A 17,784-nucleotide genomic window follows, 5' to 3' on the forward strand; every position below is an offset into this window, starting at 1 on the left:
GACTTTTAATCCATTGGTTGTGGGTTCGAGTCCCACACGGCCTACCGCAGAAGCCCAGTTCAGACGGTGTCTGGACTGGGCTTCTTGGCGTTTCGGCGCCGTTGAAGATCGTTAGCTGGCCCGATGCTGGACCGATAGCTGGCCCGATGCTGGACCGAGCGGCAGACGATCAAGGCTTGCCGCCGGGCTCGCCATCGGTGTCGACGGTGTCCGCTTTGCCTGGAACGGGAGGGCGCGGCGGGAGCTCGTCGGTCTCGTGCGTGAGCCAGCGCAGGAAGTCGCGGATCGCTGCGCCGCGCCTGCGCGGTCCGACCATCTCCCCGGCCTTGACCCAGAGTTCCTTCTCCACGCGCACGGTCTGGCGCGGGGTCTTCTCCACGTTCGGCATCAGCTCTCCGCTCTCGTCATGGCACCGAGGCTATCCATTGCGGTGTCATGACACCAGGGTCTAGAGTGGGTGTCATGACACCGGGACTCCACCCCGGTGCATAAAGCGGCCCCAGCTCGGCGACTCCACCGCCGGCCAGGGCCTGACCGAACGTCCTGACTACGACAGGAGTCGGCTATGGCCGATCTTGCCATGCCCGTGTGCATCGACGCGCCCCCGCCCGCCCGGCGAACCGTCGCCGTCGGCGTCATCCGCCGCTCCGGCGGCCGCACCACCACGCTCACCGCCACCGAGGCCGGCGCCTCCGGCAGCATCCGCCCGGCGGTGACCCGGTGAGTCGTTACACGGCCGCAGAGATGGCCCGCCAGGTCCTCGCCGACACCGAGGACATCAGCTTCCTGGAGCCCACCGACGTAGCCTCCGCGGTCGGCCGCCTGCGGGGCGCCGTGCGCGGCCTGCTCGCCGTGCTGGAGGTCCAGCCGCTGACCGAGCGGCTGGCGGCGCAGCACGGCGAGGAACTGAGGAACCTCAACCGCGCGGTCGACGCCGAGCTGGGCGTGATCGAGCGGTCCACGCAGCGGCTCGCCCGCTACGAGATGGCCCGCCGCTCCCTGCTCATGCCGGGTGGTGAAGGCCGGTGAGCACGCTGATGTCCGCCGCCACCCTGGCGGCACCGCTCGCGGCCGGCTGGGGCGCTCACACCCTGGTGTGGCGCCGCCGTCTCGACCGGGCTCGCCGCGACCCGTTGACCGGACTGCACACCCGCCACGGGTGGACGCTGCGCGCCGAGCGCATCATCGCCCGGCCCGGTGCCGTAGTGCTGCTGGTCGACCTCGACCGCTTCAAGCAGATCAACGACACCTTCGGCCATGCCGCCGGCGACGCCGTCCTGGTGACGACCGCCGAGCGGCTCGCCCACTGGTGCGGCGACACCGGAGCGGCCGGGCGCCTGGGCGGAGACGAGTTCGCCGCGGTGGCCACCTCGCCGCGCGGCACCGTGCCGCAGCTGCGCGCCGCGTTGGCCGAGCCCGTGTCCGTGGACGGCCAGTTGGTGCCGACGTCGGCCAGCGTGGGCATGGCCCGCGTCGCCGACTTGCCGGTCCCGGTTCTGTCCGCCGCGCTGGAGGCCGCGGACCGGTCCATGTACGCGGCCAAGGGCACCCCGGGCCGCCGAGGGGGTGACCGCTGATGGACGACCAGCAGCCGACTACCCCGCCGCTCGACGGGCCGACCGCGAACGACGACGAACTGGACGCCGCCCTGTTCGACCATGAGGAAGAGGAGCCCGCCCGATGAGCGCCGCCTTCTCCTGGGCCGCCGCCCACCCGCTGCCCGCCACGGCCGCCGTGCTGCTGGCCCTGGCCCTGGCCGCCGTCGCGGTGTGGCTGCTGGTGCGCGTCGGCCGGAGGGCCGCCCGCCGGGTGCCCGCCGCGGTCCTGGCGGCTTCCCTGGCGGCGGTGGCGTGCACCGCCTACTCGGCTGACACGTCCTGGCGGTTCGCCACGCACAGCCTCGGCATGGTCTCCACGGCCGAGCGGGCGGCGATGTTCGCTGCGGCTGAGCTGGCGCTGTTCGCCGTGGCGCTGATGGCCCGGCAGAACCTCCGCACCACCGGGGCCCCGGGCACGCCGGGGGTGCTGGTGTGGGTGATCACAGGGGTGCAGATCATCCCGGCCTACGCCGAGTCCGGCTTCGTCGGCGGCACGGTGCGGGCGGTGGTCGGCCCGGTGCTGGCCGCGCTGCTGTGGCACCTGGCCATGGGCATCGAGCTGCGGCACGCCAAGCCGGGCGCGGGCTCGGAGAGCCTGCCGGCGGTGCTGGCCCGGGAGATCCGGGAGCGGCTGCTGTCCCGGCTCGGGCTGGCGGTGCGGGACCGGTCGGCCGAGGAGATCACGCGGGATCGGGCCACGGTCCGCGCGGTCGCGCTGGCGGCGAAGCTGGCGGACATGGGCCCGGATGCCCGGGGGCGGGCGCGGGTGGCGCGGCGCCTGTCGGTGGCGGTGGGCAAGGCGCAGGCCGGTGCCGATCCGGAGCGACGGCGGATGCTGCTGGAACTGCTGGCCGCGCGCCGTCACGCGGCATCGCTGGCGGTCATCGACCTGCCGTCCCCGTGGCAGCCGGGGGAGCGGGCCGAGGTGACCACCGAGGTGACCGTGGAACGGGTCAACGCCGAGCCGGGCGAGAACCGGGCCGGGGTGGTCATGTCGCCGCTGCCGGTGCTGGAGTTCCGCCCCATCGTGTGGCCGCCCGAGATGACCATCAAGGAGCGGCCCGAGGTGACCGCCGCCGTACCGGCTGAGGCACCCCGAGAGGTGGTCACCGAGGTGGTCACCCTCACCCCGGCCGAGCTGCGCAAACGCGCCCGTGCGCTGAACCGGGAGGTGGTCAGGTCGACCGGTCGGCCGGTGACCATCGCGCGGCTGCGCGAGGAGTACGGCCTGTCCCGCCGTGAGGCGACCGAGCTGCGCCGCGAAGTCGTGGGGGAGGAGCGGTCATGAGCGACGTCGAGAAGGCGGCGGCCGAGGCCGTCCAGGCCGCACAGCAGTCCGAGCAGTACGCGCTGCTGCTGGCCGCCGTCCAGGCCGCACAGCAGCGGCCCGCCTGCCACCACCAGGCGCCGGCCCCGGTCCGCCAGGGCAGCGCGGGGAAGTGGGTGGCCGCCGGGGTCGGCGGGTCCGTCCTGCTGCTCGCCCTGGCCGTGTCTGCGGTGGCGGTGGCCATCTCCGCCGTAGCCCTCACGGTCTGCCTGCTGGTGCTGCGGAACGTGTGGCAGGAGATCCGCGCCGACCGGGAGGAGCGCCGTAGCTGACCGGCTGCCTGTCCGGTCCGTGCCACCACGGGCGGACCGGGCGGGGAGCCGGGACAGCCCCGGCCCGCCAACCGAGAGGACCCATCGTGAAGTTCACGCTCAACCCCCGCCGTGAGGCTGCCATCGCTGACCTCGCCGCCGCGAACCGGGCCGTCGAAAAGGCCGACCACGAGATCCGCTCCGCCGGGTCGCTGCCTGAGCGGGCCGAGGCCGCTCACCGCAGGGAGGCGGCCCGCGCCGTCGCCCGCGCTGCTGAGCAGCGCGTGACCGAGGAGTACCACGCCGAGCTGCGCCGCCGCGGCTGACGGCTGCCTGCGGCCCCGGATATCGCGCCGGGGCCGTGGGGAGCCGGGACAGTCCCGGACCGCCGCCCACTGACCAGGAAGGACCCGTCATGGCCCATGAGCCGAAGCTGACCACCCGAGAGAAAGCCCGCGTCGCGCTGCTCACCGCGCGGATGGTGAAGCGCTGCGTCGCCTCCGAGGACATCGACCGCTCCGACCTTGAGCGGGAGGTGGACGCGATCCTCGACCGCGCCCGGGAGCGCGAGGAGCAGGCCGCCCAGCAGCGGCCGTAGCAACGCCCCGGGGGCGGCCTGGCCTACCCAGCACACGGCCGCCCCCGGGCCCCTGACAGCCCCTCAGAGCCACCGGGAAGGACCATCATGACCGAACAGACGGTGACCCGCGTCAACGGGCACGCCAAGCCGAAGGTGACGCTCGTCAAGTTCGACACCGACACCGAGCTGCGCGCCCAGGCAGCCGAGGAGCGGCCCGCCCCGGCACCGGTCGCCCGGCCGCCGGTGTGGGTGCGCTCGGGCCGGGCGGTGCGCACCGTGGCCACCCACGAGCGGACCCGGACCGCGGCCCGCCTGGCGGTACGGCACGGCCTATACGTCGTCGGCGGTACCCGGATCGTGGCCCGCCGGACGTGGGATGGGCGGACCGCGGCCCGGTACGAACGCATGATTCGGGTGGCCGAGGCGGCCGGGCGGTGGGATGAGGCCAAGGAGTGGGAGGAGCGCGGCCAGCGGTACCGGCAGCAGCGGCACCAGCGGCGCATGGAGCTGCTGAAGGCGCCGCAGCAGCTGGCGAAGTCCGCCGCGGTGGGCACGGCGGCCGGGGCCGGCGGGCTGCTCGCGCTGGGCGGGGCGCTGGCCGTCGCCAACGAGGACCCCTCATGGGTCCTCGCCCCCACCATGAGCGTGATCGAGGCCGTCAACTGGGCGGTCATCATCGGCTCGGTGGTGTGGGGACCGCTGGCCATGCTCGGCCCGTGGCTGTGCCTGCTCGGCCTGTGGGACGTCGGCCGCCGCCGGCAGACAGCCCCGGCCTGGGCGCTGCCCGCCACCCAGCGCAGCACCGAGGGCGAACCCATCACCCCATCCATCGTGGTCAAGGCCCTGCGCGACCTCGGTATCGCCTCACTGCGCAAGGCCATCCAGGCCATGGACGACTCCGGCGCAGCGATGCTCTCGCCCATCACCATCGCCGGATGCGGGGTGGAAGTCGACGTCACCCTACCCTCGGGCGTCTCCACGGACGAGGTGCAGAACCGGCGCCGCAAGCTGGCGGAGAACCTCGGCCGCCACGAGCACGAGGTGTTCATCGCTCTGGCTCCCGCGGCCCGCACGGTGCGGCTGTGGATCGCGGACTCCGGCGCGCTGGACGAGCCGATCGGCCCGTCCCCGCTGGTGGTCGACGAGACGCTGACCGCCGACCTGTACACCGGGGCCGCCCCGTGGGGCCAGGATCTGCGCGGGGACGCCGCCGCGCTCTCGCTGCTGCAGCGGCACCTGCTCATCACCGGCCTGTCGAACCAGGGCAAGACCGCGGCGCTGCGCGCCCTGGCGCTGTGGCTGGCCCAGGATGGCTCGGTGGAGTTCCGCATCGCCGACCTCAAGGGCGTGGGCGACTGGGGCATGTTCGAGGGCCTGGCCACGGTGCTCATCGAGGGCCCGACCGACGAGCACGCGGCCGAGGCCACCCACATGGTGGAGGAGGGCGTGGCCGAGCTGGAGCGGCGCAACAGCGCGCTGAAGGACTCCGGATCGACCCAGGGCGTCACCCGGGAGATGGCCCGCACCGACCCCCGGTTCCGCCCCCTGGTGCTCATCGTGGACGAGGCGCAGGTGGCGTTCATGAACCCGCTCAAGGGCGACGATGGCCGCCCGTATGGCGGCACCAAGGCCACCTCCCGGTACTTCATGGCCGCCCGCAAGGTCCACAACCAGGGCCGCGCCGTGAACGTCACCCTGTGGCAGGGCACCCAGGACCCCACCAACGAGAACCTGCCCAAGCTGGTGCGGGAGGGCGCTCACATCCGGGCGTCGCTGGTGGTGGGCACCGAGGAGCAGGCCCGTATGGCGCTGGGGGACAAGGCCGTCGACGGCGGCGCCGCCCCGCACAAGCTGCGCCAGGGCCTGGACAAGGGAACCGTGGTGGTCGCGGGCGACGGGGTGAAGCTTGCGCCGGGGCAGTCCTCCGTCACCATCCGCACCCACTACATCGACGGCGACCAGGCCACCGAGCTTGCCGAGCGGGCCAAGGCGAAGCGGGCCGGGGTGACCACCGCCAGCCATGTGGCCGGCGGCCCGTCCGTCGACCCGCTGGCGGACATCGCGGCCGTCCTCGGCGACGCTCCCCGGCTGCGCACCCAGGAGGTGCTGCAGCGGCTCGCCGAGCGGAACCCGGCCGAGTACCGCGACTGGAAGTTCCGCGAGCTGCGGGAGGTGCTGGAGGCCGTCGACGCCGCCCCCCACAAGTCCGACGGAGTGATGGTCGTGGACCGCGCCAAGGTCGAATCCGCCCTCAGCCGACGGGACGCCGAGGCTGGGGAGGACGTCGTCGAGTAGCAGGGAGGCACGGCGAGGGGAGGGAGTTCTCCCTGCCCAGCTCCCTCGCCCTAACTCCCTGCTCTGACCTGCGAAAACCCCCTGCCAGGGAAGCAGGGAGGACAGAGAGAAACCCCCTCCCGGGACTGTCTGGGAGGGGGTTCTCGTAGGTCGTTCACGCTTCCCTGACAGGTAAGGCCCTGCCCGCGACGGGGGCGCGGGCAGGGGCCCGGGTCCCGCCTCCCGGCCGGGCGCCGTCCGCCCCGCGGGCGTCCCGGGAGGCGGGAGTCATCAGGTGCCGCGCGGCCTCTCAGGGCCCTCCGACCGCAGGTAGTGCACGCCCACCGTGCGCCGGCCGCGCCGCACCTCCACCACGCCCTCGCCCCGGCACTCGGGGCACCAGCGCACTGGCAGCCCGGCCGGCGGCAGCTCGGGGTCGTCCATCGTCCGCAGGTCGCTGCTGGTGTGGCCGCAGCGGGAGCACAGGCCGGTCACCGCACGGCCCCGGCGCGGCGGCCGGCCATGCGGATGAGCTGCTTTGCGCCGGACGCGGCCGCGCAGTCCACCCCGGACAGGCAGGTGGCGCAGGCGTGCCGGTGGTGGGCGAGGCGCTCGCGTGCGCAGGGCAGGCAGATGACCGGAGCGCGCGGGGGACCGGATGCACTGTCGACGACGTGCAGCGGGGTGGGTACGCGGGTCTCGGCGCGGCATGCGATGCAGCGCGGTGGGTGGGTAGCCTGGCTCACGTCGTCCTGCTCCCTCAGGTCGGCCATACCCCCGGACCGGTTGCCACGGTCGCGGGGGTCTTTACGTTCCGCAGAGTAACCGTAGCGCGGGGTAGCGTTCTATGGGACTGGCATCATTCCCGTACATCGCGTGGCGTCCAGTCCCGTGCCACGGTGATGGACATGATCGAGTTCACCGACGATGCGCCACGCTGGCGGCAGATCGCCGACGTGCTGAAGGCGCGCATCGCCGACGGCACCTATCCACCGCGCACCCGCGTGCCCTCCCTGCTGCAGCTCACAGCCGAGTTCGGTGTCGCATCGGCGACCGCGCACAAGGCGCTACGGAACCTCCGCGCGGAGGGGTTCACCTACACGGAGCAGGGCCTCGGCTCGTTCGTGTCACCGACGGCGCCCACCAACGACGAAGCGCCCCCGCCCTCCCCGTAGGGAGAGCGGGGGCGTATCACTCCTCCGCGACGATCTGAGCCGTGCGCCGATCCACCCGGTCGACCGCGTCCCGCATCGAGCGGCCGCTGTTGGGCCGCACCTCGTGCTCCACCACCTGGAGCCGCTCGTCCATCCGGCCCATCGTCTCCTCGATGCTGCCGATCCGCTCCATCGCCCCCGGCCGGGCCGGCACGCCCGGCCGCGCCGGGGTACCGGTCCAGTCGTCCACCAGGTAGTCGATCCGGCGGATCAGCCGACGCAGTGCGGCCACGCCGCGCCACAGCAGCCCGGCCAGCGCGGCGATGGCCACCAGCGCGAGGCTCCACACCACCAGGCTGTCGACGGCCGCGACGCCGGTACCGTTGCTCACCTGCTACCACCACCCCGCACCGCCCGGAGGAGAAGAGCACGCAGCTCGGCGTCCGCACCGGCGTGCCGCACGTCCAGCCGGATCGTCCCTCCCAGCCCCGGCTGTCCGGCCGGGTCCGCGGACGCGGGCAGAGTCGAGGCGGTGCCCTTCCGGCCCAGCCGCCCGGCGACCCAACCCTTCGCCGCGGCGATAGCGAGCCCGATCGGGGCCGCCCACCAGATCGAGATGTCCGCGAGCTCGGTGGCCAGGACACCGAGGGCTGCTTCCGCGCCGGTCCATCCGGCTCGCTCGGCCACGTCGAGGATGAGCTTCTGCATGAGGTCCTCCTGTCAGGGGGTGGTGTCGTCGGTGAGCGCGGCACCGAGCCGGTCCAGCGCGGCCTGCGCGCCGGCCTCCGCTGCCGCCCGGATCTCCGCCGCGTCCAGCCCACCCCCGGATGCGAGCTGGACGACGACCTCGGTCAGCGCACCGAGCTGCGCCTGGACCTCCTTGATGCGGCCGCGGTTCTCCCGGCCGATCTCGACCGCGTAGGTGAGGACGCTGGAGGGCGCCCAGTGCGGGTTGGTGTCGGTGCCCCACGGCACGCGCAGGAACCCGTCGGTGTTCCAGACCTTCTTCACGTCGTCCGTGCTGAGGGCCATGCTCTCCTCCTTGGGGGTGGTGGTCTTGCCGGTGGCGCGGGCGACGATCCCGGGGAAGACGACCTCGCGGAATTGCTTGATGCGCGCCGGGCCGGGGCATGCCGTGCCGGATGTGGACCATGCCCGGTGGAGGCAGTGGTAGCCGAACCCGGGATCGTCGTGGGAGCGGCAGATCCGCAGCGGCACCCCGTGATGGGTGTGCATCCAGACTCCGAGCCGGATCAGCTGCTCCACCTGCGCCACGGTCCACGGATCGGAGGCGCTCGTGTTTGACGCGGTCTCCACGCTGACGGCGCCGGTGCCGTCCGGCCGCCGGTTCGCGCCGGCGTTGGCGTCCGCCCGGGTCTCGGTGCCGATGTACTGGGCGAGGTCGCCCTGGTAGCCGAGCCCGAAGTGCGACTCCAGGGTCGTGCTGTCTCGCCAGTACTCGTAGGTGCGGCGCGCGGTCCACGGGGCGACGATGCTGTGGATGATGAGCTGCGTCGGCCGGATCGCCGCTTGGGCGTCGCTCTCCGGCTGGAGCTCCATCTTGGTGGCGCCGGGGTACCAGGCCATGGCGGCCCCTTCCTGGGCATGAGGAAGCCCCGCGGCCAGGCTGGCGGCGGGGCACGGGCAGGGGACAGGGGTTACGCCTCGGTGACCTCCACCCACTGCCGCTGGTACTGCTCGTCCGTGTGGACGCTCAGCATCCCGTGGTTCGTGCCGGCGCGGATCACCCAGCCGCCCGCCTCGACGGAGATCGGGTTGTCGTCCGCGTCGCGGAGAGCGAGGGTCTGCCCGTCGTCGCTGCCCAGCGTGACGCCGGTCAGCCACTCGGTGGCGATGAACGTCCCGTTGGTGCCGTCGTACTGGATGGACTCGACACGGTGCACCACTACAGCCATGAAGGCTCCTCAGATCAGGCGGCGGGGTAGTGACCCCACGCGCGCAGCATGTCCCCGCTCGCCCAGGTCCAGGGCATCGCGGAGTCGATCAGACCGGCGCCGCTGATGGTCGTGTTGTCGATCCGGCCGCCGGAGGTCTCCAGCTCCATCACCGCAGTCGTGGTGAGGCGGGCACGGAGCGGGAGGCGGGAGCCGCCGCCCACGCTGGCGTCCTGAGCCTCGCCGAACCCGACGGTCTGCACCGCGCTCGCCGCAGCGACGGGGAGAGAGAAGCGCCAGTTGTCTGAGCCCGACCCGAAGTTCGTGCTCGGCCCGAACACGATGTACATCGTGAAGAACACGACGTCCCCGGCCTGGGCGTACTGGCAGTCCACGGCGGCATCCCCGAACGACGGGGCGGAGGACCCGGACGTAGTCCACGCCGGGGTCCACGATTCCCAGGTGGGGACGATGGAGTCGAGGTATCCGGCGGTGACGCGCTGCCCGGCTCTCGGTCGCACGATGCCCACGGGGCACCCCTTCCTTTCAGTGGCTGAGGATCATCGGCTGTGCCAGCCGGACGTCGGTCCCGGCGGCGTGCGCCAGGTCGACGCCGTTGACGGCGCGGACCACGGTCATGGCCTGCGCCGTCAGATCGGCCACCCCGGACAGCACGTAGAGGCGGGCGTGGTTGTCGTCGGCGTCGCCCTGCGGGAACGTGACCGTCTCGGCGCCGCCGACGGCGCGCTTGGCCCAGGCGGTGACGTAGGCGGTGCTGCCACCGGCCAGCGGGCTGCTGGCCAGCTCCACCCACCCCTCCCCCGACGGGCCGCCTGCGGTCGGTGAGGCGTTGTTGTCCCAGGCGTGCAGGGCCAGCAGCCACCAGCCAGCCTCGGTGGACGCGTCGATGGTCAGCTCCACCGGCCCAGGGTTGTGGCTGTTGGTCGCGTCGGACGCCAGCCCTTCCAGGTGCTCGGCCACCACCGGCGTCCCGGTGGCCACCACACTGATCGCTGCCCACGCGGTGGACACCGAGCGGGTGGCGGTGCGGGTGCCGGTCGCGCCGGATGCGGCGAGGGCCTCGGTGGCGTCCGCGAGGACCGACCACACGCCGGTGGTCTGCGCCTGCGCGGTCATCGTGCCGGGCACGGTCCAGGCTTCCAGCTGGTCCCACGGGATCCACGCGCAGATCAGCAGGCCCGGGCCGGGCGCGTCCACGCTGGGGGCGACCGCGCTGGTGGACGCGACCGTGTCCGAGGTGGCGGCCGCGGGCATCGGCGTGGCGGCCGCCTCGGTGCAGGCGGTGGCGGTGACCACCTCCCCGCCCACCCGCACATCGAACGGGAACTCGCTCGGTTCGGTGACCCAGTCCGGCCAGTCCCCGGTCGGCCGCACGTACAGCGTGGTGGCGCCGGGGTCGGCCGGGTCGGCCAGCTCGCTGCCGTCGGTGTCCAGCCGCCCCAGCACCTCGTCGTCCAGGACGGCCACGTCCCACGGCCGGGCCGGGGCGCAGTGGAAGTCCACGTCCCAGGTGACGCGGCCGATGGTCTGGGTGCAGCCCTCGGCGAGCTGGTCGATGGTGTCCGGCGGCAGCCACGGCGGGGGGTTGGCGATGGTGAGGCGGTCCATCAGGTCCATCTCCACCACCGCGCCGATCAGCTGCGGGCGGGCCGCGAGGTTGATGTGGAGGGTGGGGTAGCGGGCCTCGTCCACGGTGCCCAGGTGCAGGGCCCACCCGGCCAGATCGGGCAGCTGGTCGTCGCTGGCGACGTTGACGTCCAGCGACTCGTCGTAGGTGCCGACGCCGTCCGGCGGCGGCTGGACGGACAGCGGCCCGGACTCCAGGACCGCGCGCGCCGCGGACCCGCGCGGGCGGGTCCGCGTGACGTCGTTGCGGAGCCGCTGGTCGTCCTCCTCGGGTTCCAGCGGCGGCGCCACCTCGCCGGCTTCGTAGTCCAGGGCGAGGGCGGTGGGCTGGTTGTAGAAGGTGGAGCGGGCCCGGTAGGCCAGGGCCAGGCCCTCGCGCGCGTCGGTGAGGAGCCCGCCGTCGACGTCGGCGCATTCGTCCAGCAGCTCCAGCAGGGTGGCCGCCCGCTGCGGCCCCATCACCGTGGTGCCCTCCGGCGCGTTGATCTGGATGGGCACGCCCTCCTCGGCGCACAGCCGGGCCATGCGCACGTGTGCCTGCTCGCCGTCGAACCCGTCGTCGGCGCCGTCGTAGATGGTCACCCCGGCGGTGGTCACGGTGGAGCGGGTGCCGCCGACGTCGAACGCGGCCAGGTGCCCGAGCGCCAGGCCGGAGAAGTCCGGGCCCCAGGTGCCGGAGACGCCGGTGATGCGGCCGGCGGCGCCGGTGTAGACGGTGGTGGAGCGGGCCCAGTCCCCGGTGCTCACGTCGATCCACGACACCGTGACGTAGGTCTGCGAGCCGACCACCGCCGAGTAGAGCTGGAGTCGGTTCCACACCCCGGTGAACCGGCCGAGCACGCTCGGGTCGGTGTAGAGGAAGCTGGCCACCAGGACGTCGTCGGTGTCGTACACCGCGGCGCGGATCCCGGCGGTGCTGACGCGGGCCTCGGCGTAGGCCACGCCTCCGCCCGCCCCGGCCAGCCGGGCCCGGATGAGGGGCTGCTCGGTGGCGGGCAGGGCGGGCAGGTAGTAGGCCATCTCCACGTGCCAGCCGCCGGCGGCCGCGCCGGGCACCGCCCCGGAGATGCTGCCGCCAGCGCTGGACACCTTCGGCAGATGCAGCGCACCGGCCAGCGAATCGTCCGAGGCGAACTCGAGGCCGGACACCGTCAGCGGCCGCACACCCTCTACGGGGCTGTAGGCCGCGCTGGCGTCCTGCTCCTCCTCCATCGGCCAGTAGGCGCGCGGGTCCCCGGACGGCACGCGGCGCCGCAGCGTGGAGTCCAGGGGCTTGGCGCCCTGGCCGAGGCGGCGGCGGATCCCGGACGCCTGCACCGGCACCCACACATCCGCATCGGAGACGTCCCACCGGGCGGGCCAGGCGCTGACCTCCCCCTCGAACAACGTCTTGCGGTCGGTCACCGCCGCGGTGCCGTGCACGGTCCACGGCAGGCCGGCCGCGTCGGTCCAGGCGGTCGTGCCCGGGTCCAGGTCCCGGAAGTCGGGCGCGGCCGCCAGGGCCCCGCCCACGTACACCTCGGCCCGGTGGGCGCGGCCGGTGAACGGGTTGCGCTGCGGGGTGGTGTCCGGGTCGTAGGGGGCGATGCGCAGATCGGCGGTGCCGGAGTGGATCGTGTACGGCGTCCCCATCGAGATCGTGTCGCCGATCTGCGTCCACTCCGCCGTGTCCAGCGACGGCGCCCAGTAGAACGCGGCGGTCCCGGTGGACGCGTCGAACGTGGCGCGCACCGCGCACCGGCGCGGCAGGTACGGCAGGGTCCAGAACCAGCTCAGCTGACCGGCCAGCGTGCCGTCGGTGGACAGGCTGAACACGATCTCGCCGTTGTTGATTCGCAGCACGTAGGAGCGCTGGTCGCCGGTCGGGTCCCACTTCCCCAGCAGGGCCTGGCTGGTGGTCGACTTCCAGTCCACGGTGACCTCGGCCCGCAGGTCCAGCGTGGTGGTGGCGTCCAGCGCCGCGGTGTCCGGGGTGGAGGCGTAGCCGGCGGGGTCGCCGTCCAGGTCCAGGTACGACTCGCCCGCGTGCACGCTGACGCGCATGGGCGTGTTCCGCCCGATGCGCCCGTACAGCGGCGAGCGGGGGTTGCGCGGGCTGTACTTCCCGTGCCGGTTGTTCAGCTTCAGCGAGAGCCTGGACGGGTCGGCCCGGGCGCCCTCGTTGCGGCGGCCGTGGGAGATCACCAGGTTCTCCGAGGTGCGCACATCGCCGGTGACGTCCTGCCGCGCTCCGTCGACCGTCAGCTCCGCCGTGATCTCCGGCATCTCGTCTTCTCCTCTCAGCCGCTGAGCGCGAACTGGACGTCGTTGCGTCCGTTCCGCTTGATCCACTTGCGCAGCAGCCGCACCAGGTCCTCGTCGCCGCCGGTGACGTCGACGACCAGGCGGGTCTCGCGCCGCATCTCCGCCCGGGCCACTCCTGGGGGGGACACGTCTACTGCTGCGTTCGGGAGCCCGCTCAGGGCCGCGCCGACCTGCTTGCGCAGGAACGGTGCTCGCCGTGCGACGCCCTCGGCGAATCCGTCGATCAGGCTGGCGCCGGAGTAGGCCGTCCAGCCCTTACCGGAGAACGGTCCCTCCTTTGCGGGGGAGAACGGGAAGTACTGTCGGGCGGCGTCCACGACGCCGGCGGCCGCATCGCGGACCTGCTGGACTTTCGACTTGATCCCATTGACGAATCCGGAGATCAGGGCCCGGCCCGAGGAGTACAGCCGCGAGCCGATACTGCCCAGCGCATCCTTCGCCCTGCCGGGCAGGCCGCGTATGTAGGCCAGCAGTTCCCCAGCCTTCGTCTTTGCCGCGGACAGCATCTTCCGTCCGCCCTCGGTGGCGCGGTCGCGCAGCTTCCCGGCGAACGTCGACAGCGCGCTCCAGGCCCGGCCGGGCAGCGACCGCAACCACTCGACCACGCCGATCACCAGGTTCTTCGTGCGCTCACGTGTGTCGGAACCGAGGCTGGTCCACTTCGCCCGCATCCGCTGCACGAACCCGGTGATCGTGCCCATGACGCGGCCGGGCAGACCGGTGATCCAGCCGACCACCCTCGTCACCATGCGGCGCACCGCGCCGCCTTCCCCGGCGACCTGCTCATACAGCCACTTGAACGCTTCGATGACCTTCGAGACCCCGGTGCGGACGATGGCGTACACCTTCGCCCAGAACCCGAAGAACTTGCCCGCCCACCACAAGATGCCCTGCAGCAAGGACCCGATATCGGACAGCAGGACCTTCAAGTCCGGGGCGGAGCCACCCATGGAGTCGAAGAACGAGGACAGGCCGGAGCCGATCTTCCCCAGCATGGTTTCCAGGCCCTCGAACACCGGCCCGACCTTTTCGAGCATCTTGTTCAAGCCGGGCATGGTGTTCTTGGCGAACTTGTCCAGCCCGTCGGTCAGGCTCTTGAGCGCACCAGAGTCGGCGACGTTCTTGAACATCTTCTCGATGTCCGGCTGGAGGTCCTTGACGGTCTTCTCCACCCGCTTGAAAGCGTCCTCCAGCGGCTTCGCCATCGGCTGCGCCGCGGTCTTGAACACGTTCCCGGCGGTCTTCTTCAGCCGCTCCGCGGCCTTCTTCACCGCGGGCTCGTCCTTCAGGAGCTGGTAGGACAGCTTGATGACGGCGAGCCCGCCCAGCAGGGACGTGCCGATCGCGGCGAACGCGCCGACGAACGACAGGGCCGACGCGATGCCCGCGCCCTTGAAAGCGGGGTGCCCGCCGATCGTCTGCGCGATGCCGGCCATCCGCTCGGTTCCGGCACGGGCGCGTGCCAGCAGCCCTGAGGCGAACCCGGCGCCGGCCGCGTCGCCTTCGCTGACAAACCGGCCCCGCAGGTCGCGCAGGCGGCCGTTGGCGTCCCGGTGGAAGCCGTGCAGCGCCTCGGTGGCGCGCCGCATCCCGCGGGCCAGCGGGTTGGTGTCCACGCCCAGGCGGACGGTCATGGACGCGAGAGTCGCCACACCGCACCCCCTCTTCTTCTGGTGGTCACGTGTTGGTGCGGACCGAGCCGCCGAGCGCGGTGTTCGCCCGCATGGCGTCCTGCCAGATCTCCTGCGGGGTCTTCTTCCGCTTGAACCAGGTGGGCACGAAGTCGGAGGGCTTGAGCTTGCGCTTTGCGCCGCCGGCGTTGGCGACGGTCGCGGCGATGATCCCGGCGCTGATATCGCCCCGCAGGCGCGTATCGAGCGGGCCGGTGATCCGCTCGTAGGCCATCCACTCGGTCAGCTCGCGGGAGGAGACGCGAGCCAGCAGCTCGCGCACGGGCATACCGAGGAAGCCGGCCAAGCGGAAGTAGAACGCCCGCTCCGGCCGGCCGGTCAGTTTCCCGTCAGCTCCTCCATGTCGTCGTCCGACAGCCCGGACAGGCGGGAGGCGACCTCGGCGACCCGGTCCAGGGCGATGCCGGACTTCTCGCCCAGGCGCCGGGCCTCGGCGTCGGAGCGGAACATCCGTTTGCCGCTCTCGTCGACCATGCACGCGGCGGCCAGGCGGGCGCGGTAGTTCTCCAGCAGCTTCTCGCGGGCGACGCCGGACAGCTTGTCGTCCATCACCGACGCCTCGAACCGGTCCCGTTCGGTGCCGGTCATGCCGCGCACCAGGACGGTGCCGCCCCACTCCGGCACCGCCACCGGCTGCGGCTTCAGGTCGTCGGCTCCCAGGATGTCCTCGGCGGACAGGTACTGCGTCATTGGGGGCGCTCGCTCTCTTCTTCGTCCTGGTCGTGCAGGGTGTTGGTGACGGTGACGGTGTCGGCTATCAGCGTCAGCCGCACCAAGGGCATCTCGTCCGGGTGGACCGGGACGTCCAGCGGTTCGGCACGGGCGATGGGGCACGGAAGCTCGTTGCCGTCGATCAGGACACGGAGGCGGCCATCGCGCCGGATGATCTCGATATGGCTGGGCCTCGTTGCCACGTCAGGCTCCCGGGGTGATGGTGGGCTTGCCCGTCACCTTGAAGGTGAGCTCGGCGGTCAGCTTGTCGTCGACCGGTGCCTCCGGGGAGAAACCGGTCAGCAGCAGCGTCAGGTCCCAGGTGCCCAGGGACTGCGGGAACACCAGCTTGTAGTCGCGCGGCTCGGTGTCCGCGAAGTCGTCGATGAGGGTGTCGTGCTGGCTCGGGTCGTAGTTGATCTCCAGCGTCACCTCGCCGCCGTCGACCAGGCCGCCGACGAACTCCCGCCACTTGTCCGGGGAGTCGTGGCTGGTGACGTCGTAGGTCTCCCGCTCGATCTCCGGGCCGGACACGGATGTGACGTTCCCGATCGCGGTGAACGTCGGGGAAGCCTCCACCATGTCGGACCGCTGCAGAGCGATCCCGAAAGCGTCGATGCCAGGCATGTGCCCTCCTAGTCGGCCCGCCCGAGGCGGACCCGATACTGTGCGTTGATGTGCCGGACCGACGGGTCCGAGTCCTTCAGGACCTGGTGCTGCTCATGCCGGACCGACACGACCGTCCACCCGGCCACCGTCAGCGGCTGCCGGTCCAGCGCCGCATCGACCGCGGCGAAGATGTCCGCGGCCTGTGCACTGCCGGGCTGGTCGGACCACACGTGCACCGTCAGCAGGGCGTCCAGGCCCTGCCGGTCGTGCACGTCGTCCGGAGCCTCGATCAGCGGCCCGACCGAGACATACGGGAACGCCACGTTCTCGGGGACTTCGTCGTACACCCCGGCCACCGCCGCCATCAGGCCCGCGCTGGCGGTCAGCTTCTCGTAGACGGCGGTCAGCAGAGGCCGGACGGCGGTGGCCACCGGGTCACCTCCGCATGGCCCGCGCGAACGCGCGCCGGTACGTCTTCGGGACCTCGCCGCGCGCGGCCCAGAACGCCGGCACCAGATAGGGCTGGGCCTCCATGGAGGACGTGCCCTGCTCCACGTACTGGGCGTACTCCAGCGCGCGCGGCTCCCATACGCCCACCCGGGCCACGCCCTGGGCCTGGTAGACGCGGCTGTCCACCGTCCCGGACAGGTGGCCGGTGCGCTCCGGCGCGCGGTCCTGCGCGTCGTCCTTCACCGTCTCGGCCCACCACTCCAGCGTCTCCGCGCGGGCCTCCCGCGCGGCCGCTGGGAGACGGCCGAGCCGGGCCAGCACGCCCCGCAGGCCGGTGACAGACGAAGCCATGACGAACCTCCTTAGGTGGTGGGCTGCCGCGCCTCGCAGTCGGCGCGCAGATAGGTGCCGGGCACCGACGGCTCGAACACCGCCAGGACGTCCAGGACCCGGCCGGGCTGCCGCAGCTCGTCGCCGCGGCGCACGTCCGCGCCCGGGTCCAGGTACACCACGTGCGTCAGGTGAGACTGCGACTGGTCAGCGGTCACCCGCTCCCGCGCGGACGGCTGGGACAGGCGGGCCCGGACCGTGCCGGTCTGCGCCCACGTCTCCTCCCAGCCGCCCATGCCGTCTGGTGTGCGGGTCGCGCGCCACACCTCCACCGAGGTGTTCAGCAGCCGCCCGACGCGGCTCACCGGGACCTCACCACCGCAGCGCCGCCGCCGAACCGGGCCCGTAGCTGCTGCCGCTGGTGCGGCAGCAGCTCGTTCTCGGCGGCCTGCTGGGCGTAGGCGTAGGTGGCCGAGTAGTCGCCGATGCGTTCCTGCATCGGCACCCGGGCCCCCAGGTAGGAGCCGTCCGCCCCGCTGTCGCGGAACGCCAGCAGGGAGGCGGCGGCCAGGCGACACACCATGTCCACGATGTCGGCCGGGACCTCGGCCAGGCCGTGGGTGTAGGTGGCCTCCACCTCCGACGGCTCCCAGCGGTGCGACCACCCGTCCCGGCGCCACAGCCGCCCCGAGCGCAGCCGCCAGTCGGTGACCGTCTCGCCGTCGATGGCGACGGCGGACACGTCGGTGACCGGCGCCCCGGGCAGGGTGAGCCACTGTGAGGCCACGCCTTCCACCGCCACGGTGGAGGTGAGCTGGCTGATGGGGACGCCCGCGGCCTCCCGCACCAGGGCGGAGGCGATGTCCAGGCAGGTGCCAGCGATCGCCGTCTCCGAGGCGTCCACGGTCAGGCCGCGGGCGGTGAGGTCTGCCACCGTCGCCAGCGGGTCCAGTGCCACGGTGG

At 72.6% G+C, this 17,784-nt stretch carries 27 protein-coding genes; 9 read left to right on the forward strand and 18 right to left on the reverse strand.

Translation table 11 applies throughout. The features are described from left to right. Positions 1–169: 169 nt before the first annotated feature. A complete protein-coding gene (locus QC029_RS25290; protein ID WP_279558104.1) occupies positions 170–388 on the reverse strand; it encodes a hypothetical protein in 219 nt (72 codons plus the stop codon). Between the two features lie 177 nt (positions 389–565). On the opposite strand from QC029_RS25290, the gene QC029_RS25295 reads away from it, so the two are divergent. The 8 genes from QC029_RS25295 to QC029_RS25330 all read left to right on the forward strand — a co-directional run bounded on the left by QC029_RS25295 (position 566) and on the right by QC029_RS25330 (position 6,051). Then, positions 566–724, forward strand: a complete 159-nt coding sequence (locus tag QC029_RS25295) for a hypothetical protein (RefSeq protein ID WP_279558105.1) — start codon at positions 566–568, stop codon at positions 722–724. Continuing rightward, the gene (locus QC029_RS25300; RefSeq protein ID WP_279558106.1) at positions 721–1,029 is read left to right on the forward strand and encodes a hypothetical protein; all 309 of its coding nucleotides are present in this window, start codon (positions 721–723) and stop codon (positions 1,027–1,029) included. Before QC029_RS25295 ends, QC029_RS25300 begins: the two co-directional genes overlap by 4 nt. Further along, the gene (locus tag QC029_RS25305) at positions 1,026–1,577 is read left to right on the forward strand and encodes a GGDEF domain-containing protein (RefSeq protein WP_336621612.1); all 552 of its coding nucleotides are present in this window, start codon (positions 1,026–1,028) and stop codon (positions 1,575–1,577) included. The genes QC029_RS25300 and QC029_RS25305 overlap by 4 nt, the downstream gene beginning before the upstream one ends. Before the next feature lie 103 nt (positions 1,578–1,680). Further along, the gene (locus QC029_RS25310) at positions 1,681–2,886 is read left to right on the forward strand and encodes a hypothetical protein (RefSeq protein ID WP_279558107.1); all 1,206 of its coding nucleotides are present in this window, start codon (positions 1,681–1,683) and stop codon (positions 2,884–2,886) included. After that, entirely contained in the window at positions 2,883–3,197 is a 315-nt protein-coding gene (locus tag QC029_RS25315) for a hypothetical protein (protein WP_279558108.1), read from the forward strand. The genes QC029_RS25310 and QC029_RS25315 overlap by 4 nt, the downstream gene beginning before the upstream one ends. Positions 3,198–3,283: 86 nt before the next feature. Then, on the forward strand, positions 3,284–3,502 hold the full coding sequence (locus QC029_RS25320; protein ID WP_279558109.1) for a hypothetical protein: 219 nt from the start codon (positions 3,284–3,286) through the stop codon (positions 3,500–3,502). 89 nt (positions 3,503–3,591) lie between these two features. Further along, entirely contained in the window at positions 3,592–3,774 is a 183-nt protein-coding gene (locus tag QC029_RS25325; protein ID WP_279558110.1) for a DUF6257 family protein, read from the forward strand. An 87-nt stretch (positions 3,775–3,861) separates the two neighbouring features. Next, positions 3,862–6,051: an FtsK/SpoIIIE domain-containing protein gene (locus QC029_RS25330; protein ID WP_279558111.1), complete on the forward strand. Its 2,190-nt coding sequence runs from the start codon at positions 3,862–3,864 to the stop codon at positions 6,049–6,051. A gap of 270 nt (positions 6,052–6,321) precedes the next feature. Here QC029_RS25330 and QC029_RS25335 read toward each other — a convergent pair whose 3' ends face one another. Next, complete coding sequence (locus QC029_RS25335) at positions 6,322–6,525, reverse strand: hypothetical protein (protein ID WP_279558112.1); 204 nt, start codon at positions 6,523–6,525, stop codon at positions 6,322–6,324. Next, positions 6,522–6,776: a hypothetical protein gene (locus tag QC029_RS25340; protein WP_279558113.1), complete on the reverse strand. Its 255-nt coding sequence runs from the start codon at positions 6,774–6,776 to the stop codon at positions 6,522–6,524. Before QC029_RS25340 ends, QC029_RS25335 begins: the two co-directional genes overlap by 4 nt. Positions 6,777–6,938: 162 nt before the next feature. Between QC029_RS25340 and QC029_RS25345 the strand changes: the two genes are divergently transcribed. Further along, complete coding sequence (locus tag QC029_RS25345; protein ID WP_279558114.1) at positions 6,939–7,205, forward strand: GntR family transcriptional regulator; 267 nt, start codon at positions 6,939–6,941, stop codon at positions 7,203–7,205. 16 nt (positions 7,206–7,221) lie between these two features. On the opposite strand, the gene QC029_RS25350 is transcribed toward QC029_RS25345, so the two are convergent. The 15 genes from QC029_RS25350 to QC029_RS25420 all read right to left on the reverse strand — a co-directional run bounded on the left by QC029_RS25350 (position 7,222) and on the right by QC029_RS25420 (position 17,779). Further along, positions 7,222–7,575 carry a hypothetical protein gene (locus tag QC029_RS25350; RefSeq protein WP_279558115.1) on the reverse strand — a complete coding sequence of 118 codons (354 nt, stop codon included), beginning with the start codon at positions 7,573–7,575 and terminating at the stop codon, positions 7,222–7,224. Continuing rightward, positions 7,572–7,892, reverse strand: coding sequence for a hypothetical protein (locus QC029_RS25355; RefSeq protein WP_279558116.1), 321 nt, complete (start codon positions 7,890–7,892; stop codon positions 7,572–7,574). The genes QC029_RS25350 and QC029_RS25355 overlap by 4 nt, the downstream gene beginning before the upstream one ends. 12 nt (positions 7,893–7,904) lie before the next feature. Beyond that, positions 7,905–8,771 (reverse strand): N-acetylmuramoyl-L-alanine amidase, encoded by an 867-nt coding sequence (locus QC029_RS25360; protein WP_279558117.1) that lies wholly within the window; start codon positions 8,769–8,771, stop codon positions 7,905–7,907. Positions 8,772–8,842: 71 nt separating this feature from the next. Continuing rightward, positions 8,843–9,100 (reverse strand): hypothetical protein, encoded by a 258-nt coding sequence (locus QC029_RS25365; RefSeq protein WP_279558118.1) that lies wholly within the window; start codon positions 9,098–9,100, stop codon positions 8,843–8,845. A 14-nt stretch (positions 9,101–9,114) separates the two neighbouring features. Next, a complete protein-coding gene (locus tag QC029_RS25370; protein ID WP_279558119.1) occupies positions 9,115–9,609 on the reverse strand; it encodes a hypothetical protein in 495 nt (164 codons plus the stop codon). A gap of 16 nt (positions 9,610–9,625) precedes the next feature. After that, complete coding sequence (locus tag QC029_RS25375; RefSeq protein ID WP_279558120.1) at positions 9,626–12,991, reverse strand: hypothetical protein; 3,366 nt, start codon at positions 12,989–12,991, stop codon at positions 9,626–9,628. Between the two features lie 14 nt (positions 12,992–13,005). After that, positions 13,006–14,664: a hypothetical protein gene (locus QC029_RS25380; protein ID WP_279558121.1), complete on the reverse strand. Its 1,659-nt coding sequence runs from the start codon at positions 14,662–14,664 to the stop codon at positions 13,006–13,008. 43 nt (positions 14,665–14,707) lie between these two features. Continuing rightward, complete coding sequence (locus tag QC029_RS25385; RefSeq protein ID WP_279558122.1) at positions 14,708–14,983, reverse strand: hypothetical protein; 276 nt, start codon at positions 14,981–14,983, stop codon at positions 14,708–14,710. A 56-nt stretch (positions 14,984–15,039) separates the two neighbouring features. Further along, a complete protein-coding gene (locus tag QC029_RS25390) occupies positions 15,040–15,411 on the reverse strand; it encodes a hypothetical protein (protein WP_279558123.1) in 372 nt (123 codons plus the stop codon). Continuing rightward, positions 15,408–15,635, reverse strand: a complete 228-nt coding sequence (locus QC029_RS25395; RefSeq protein ID WP_279558124.1) for a hypothetical protein — start codon at positions 15,633–15,635, stop codon at positions 15,408–15,410. The genes QC029_RS25390 and QC029_RS25395 overlap by 4 nt, the downstream gene beginning before the upstream one ends. 1 nt (position 15,636) lies before the next feature. Further along, the gene (locus QC029_RS25400; protein ID WP_279558125.1) at positions 15,637–16,059 is read right to left on the reverse strand and encodes a phage tail tube protein; all 423 of its coding nucleotides are present in this window, start codon (positions 16,057–16,059) and stop codon (positions 15,637–15,639) included. A gap of 8 nt (positions 16,060–16,067) precedes the next feature. Next, entirely contained in the window at positions 16,068–16,472 is a 405-nt protein-coding gene (locus tag QC029_RS25405) for a DUF3168 domain-containing protein (protein ID WP_279558126.1), read from the reverse strand. Positions 16,473–16,476: 4 nt separating this feature from the next. After that, entirely contained in the window at positions 16,477–16,842 is a 366-nt protein-coding gene (locus QC029_RS25410; RefSeq protein ID WP_279558127.1) for an HK97-gp10 family putative phage morphogenesis protein, read from the reverse strand. A gap of 11 nt (positions 16,843–16,853) precedes the next feature. Then, complete coding sequence (locus QC029_RS25415; protein ID WP_279558128.1) at positions 16,854–17,186, reverse strand: phage head closure protein; 333 nt, start codon at positions 17,184–17,186, stop codon at positions 16,854–16,856. After that, positions 17,183–17,779, reverse strand: a complete 597-nt coding sequence (locus QC029_RS25420; RefSeq protein ID WP_279558129.1) for a hypothetical protein — start codon at positions 17,777–17,779, stop codon at positions 17,183–17,185. Before QC029_RS25420 ends, QC029_RS25415 begins: the two co-directional genes overlap by 4 nt. Positions 17,780–17,784 lie beyond the last annotated feature (5 nt).

It is taken from the genome of Streptomyces sp. DH37 (assembly GCF_029813835.1).
Taxonomy (GTDB): Bacteria; Actinomycetota; Actinomycetes; order Streptomycetales; family Streptomycetaceae; genus Streptomyces.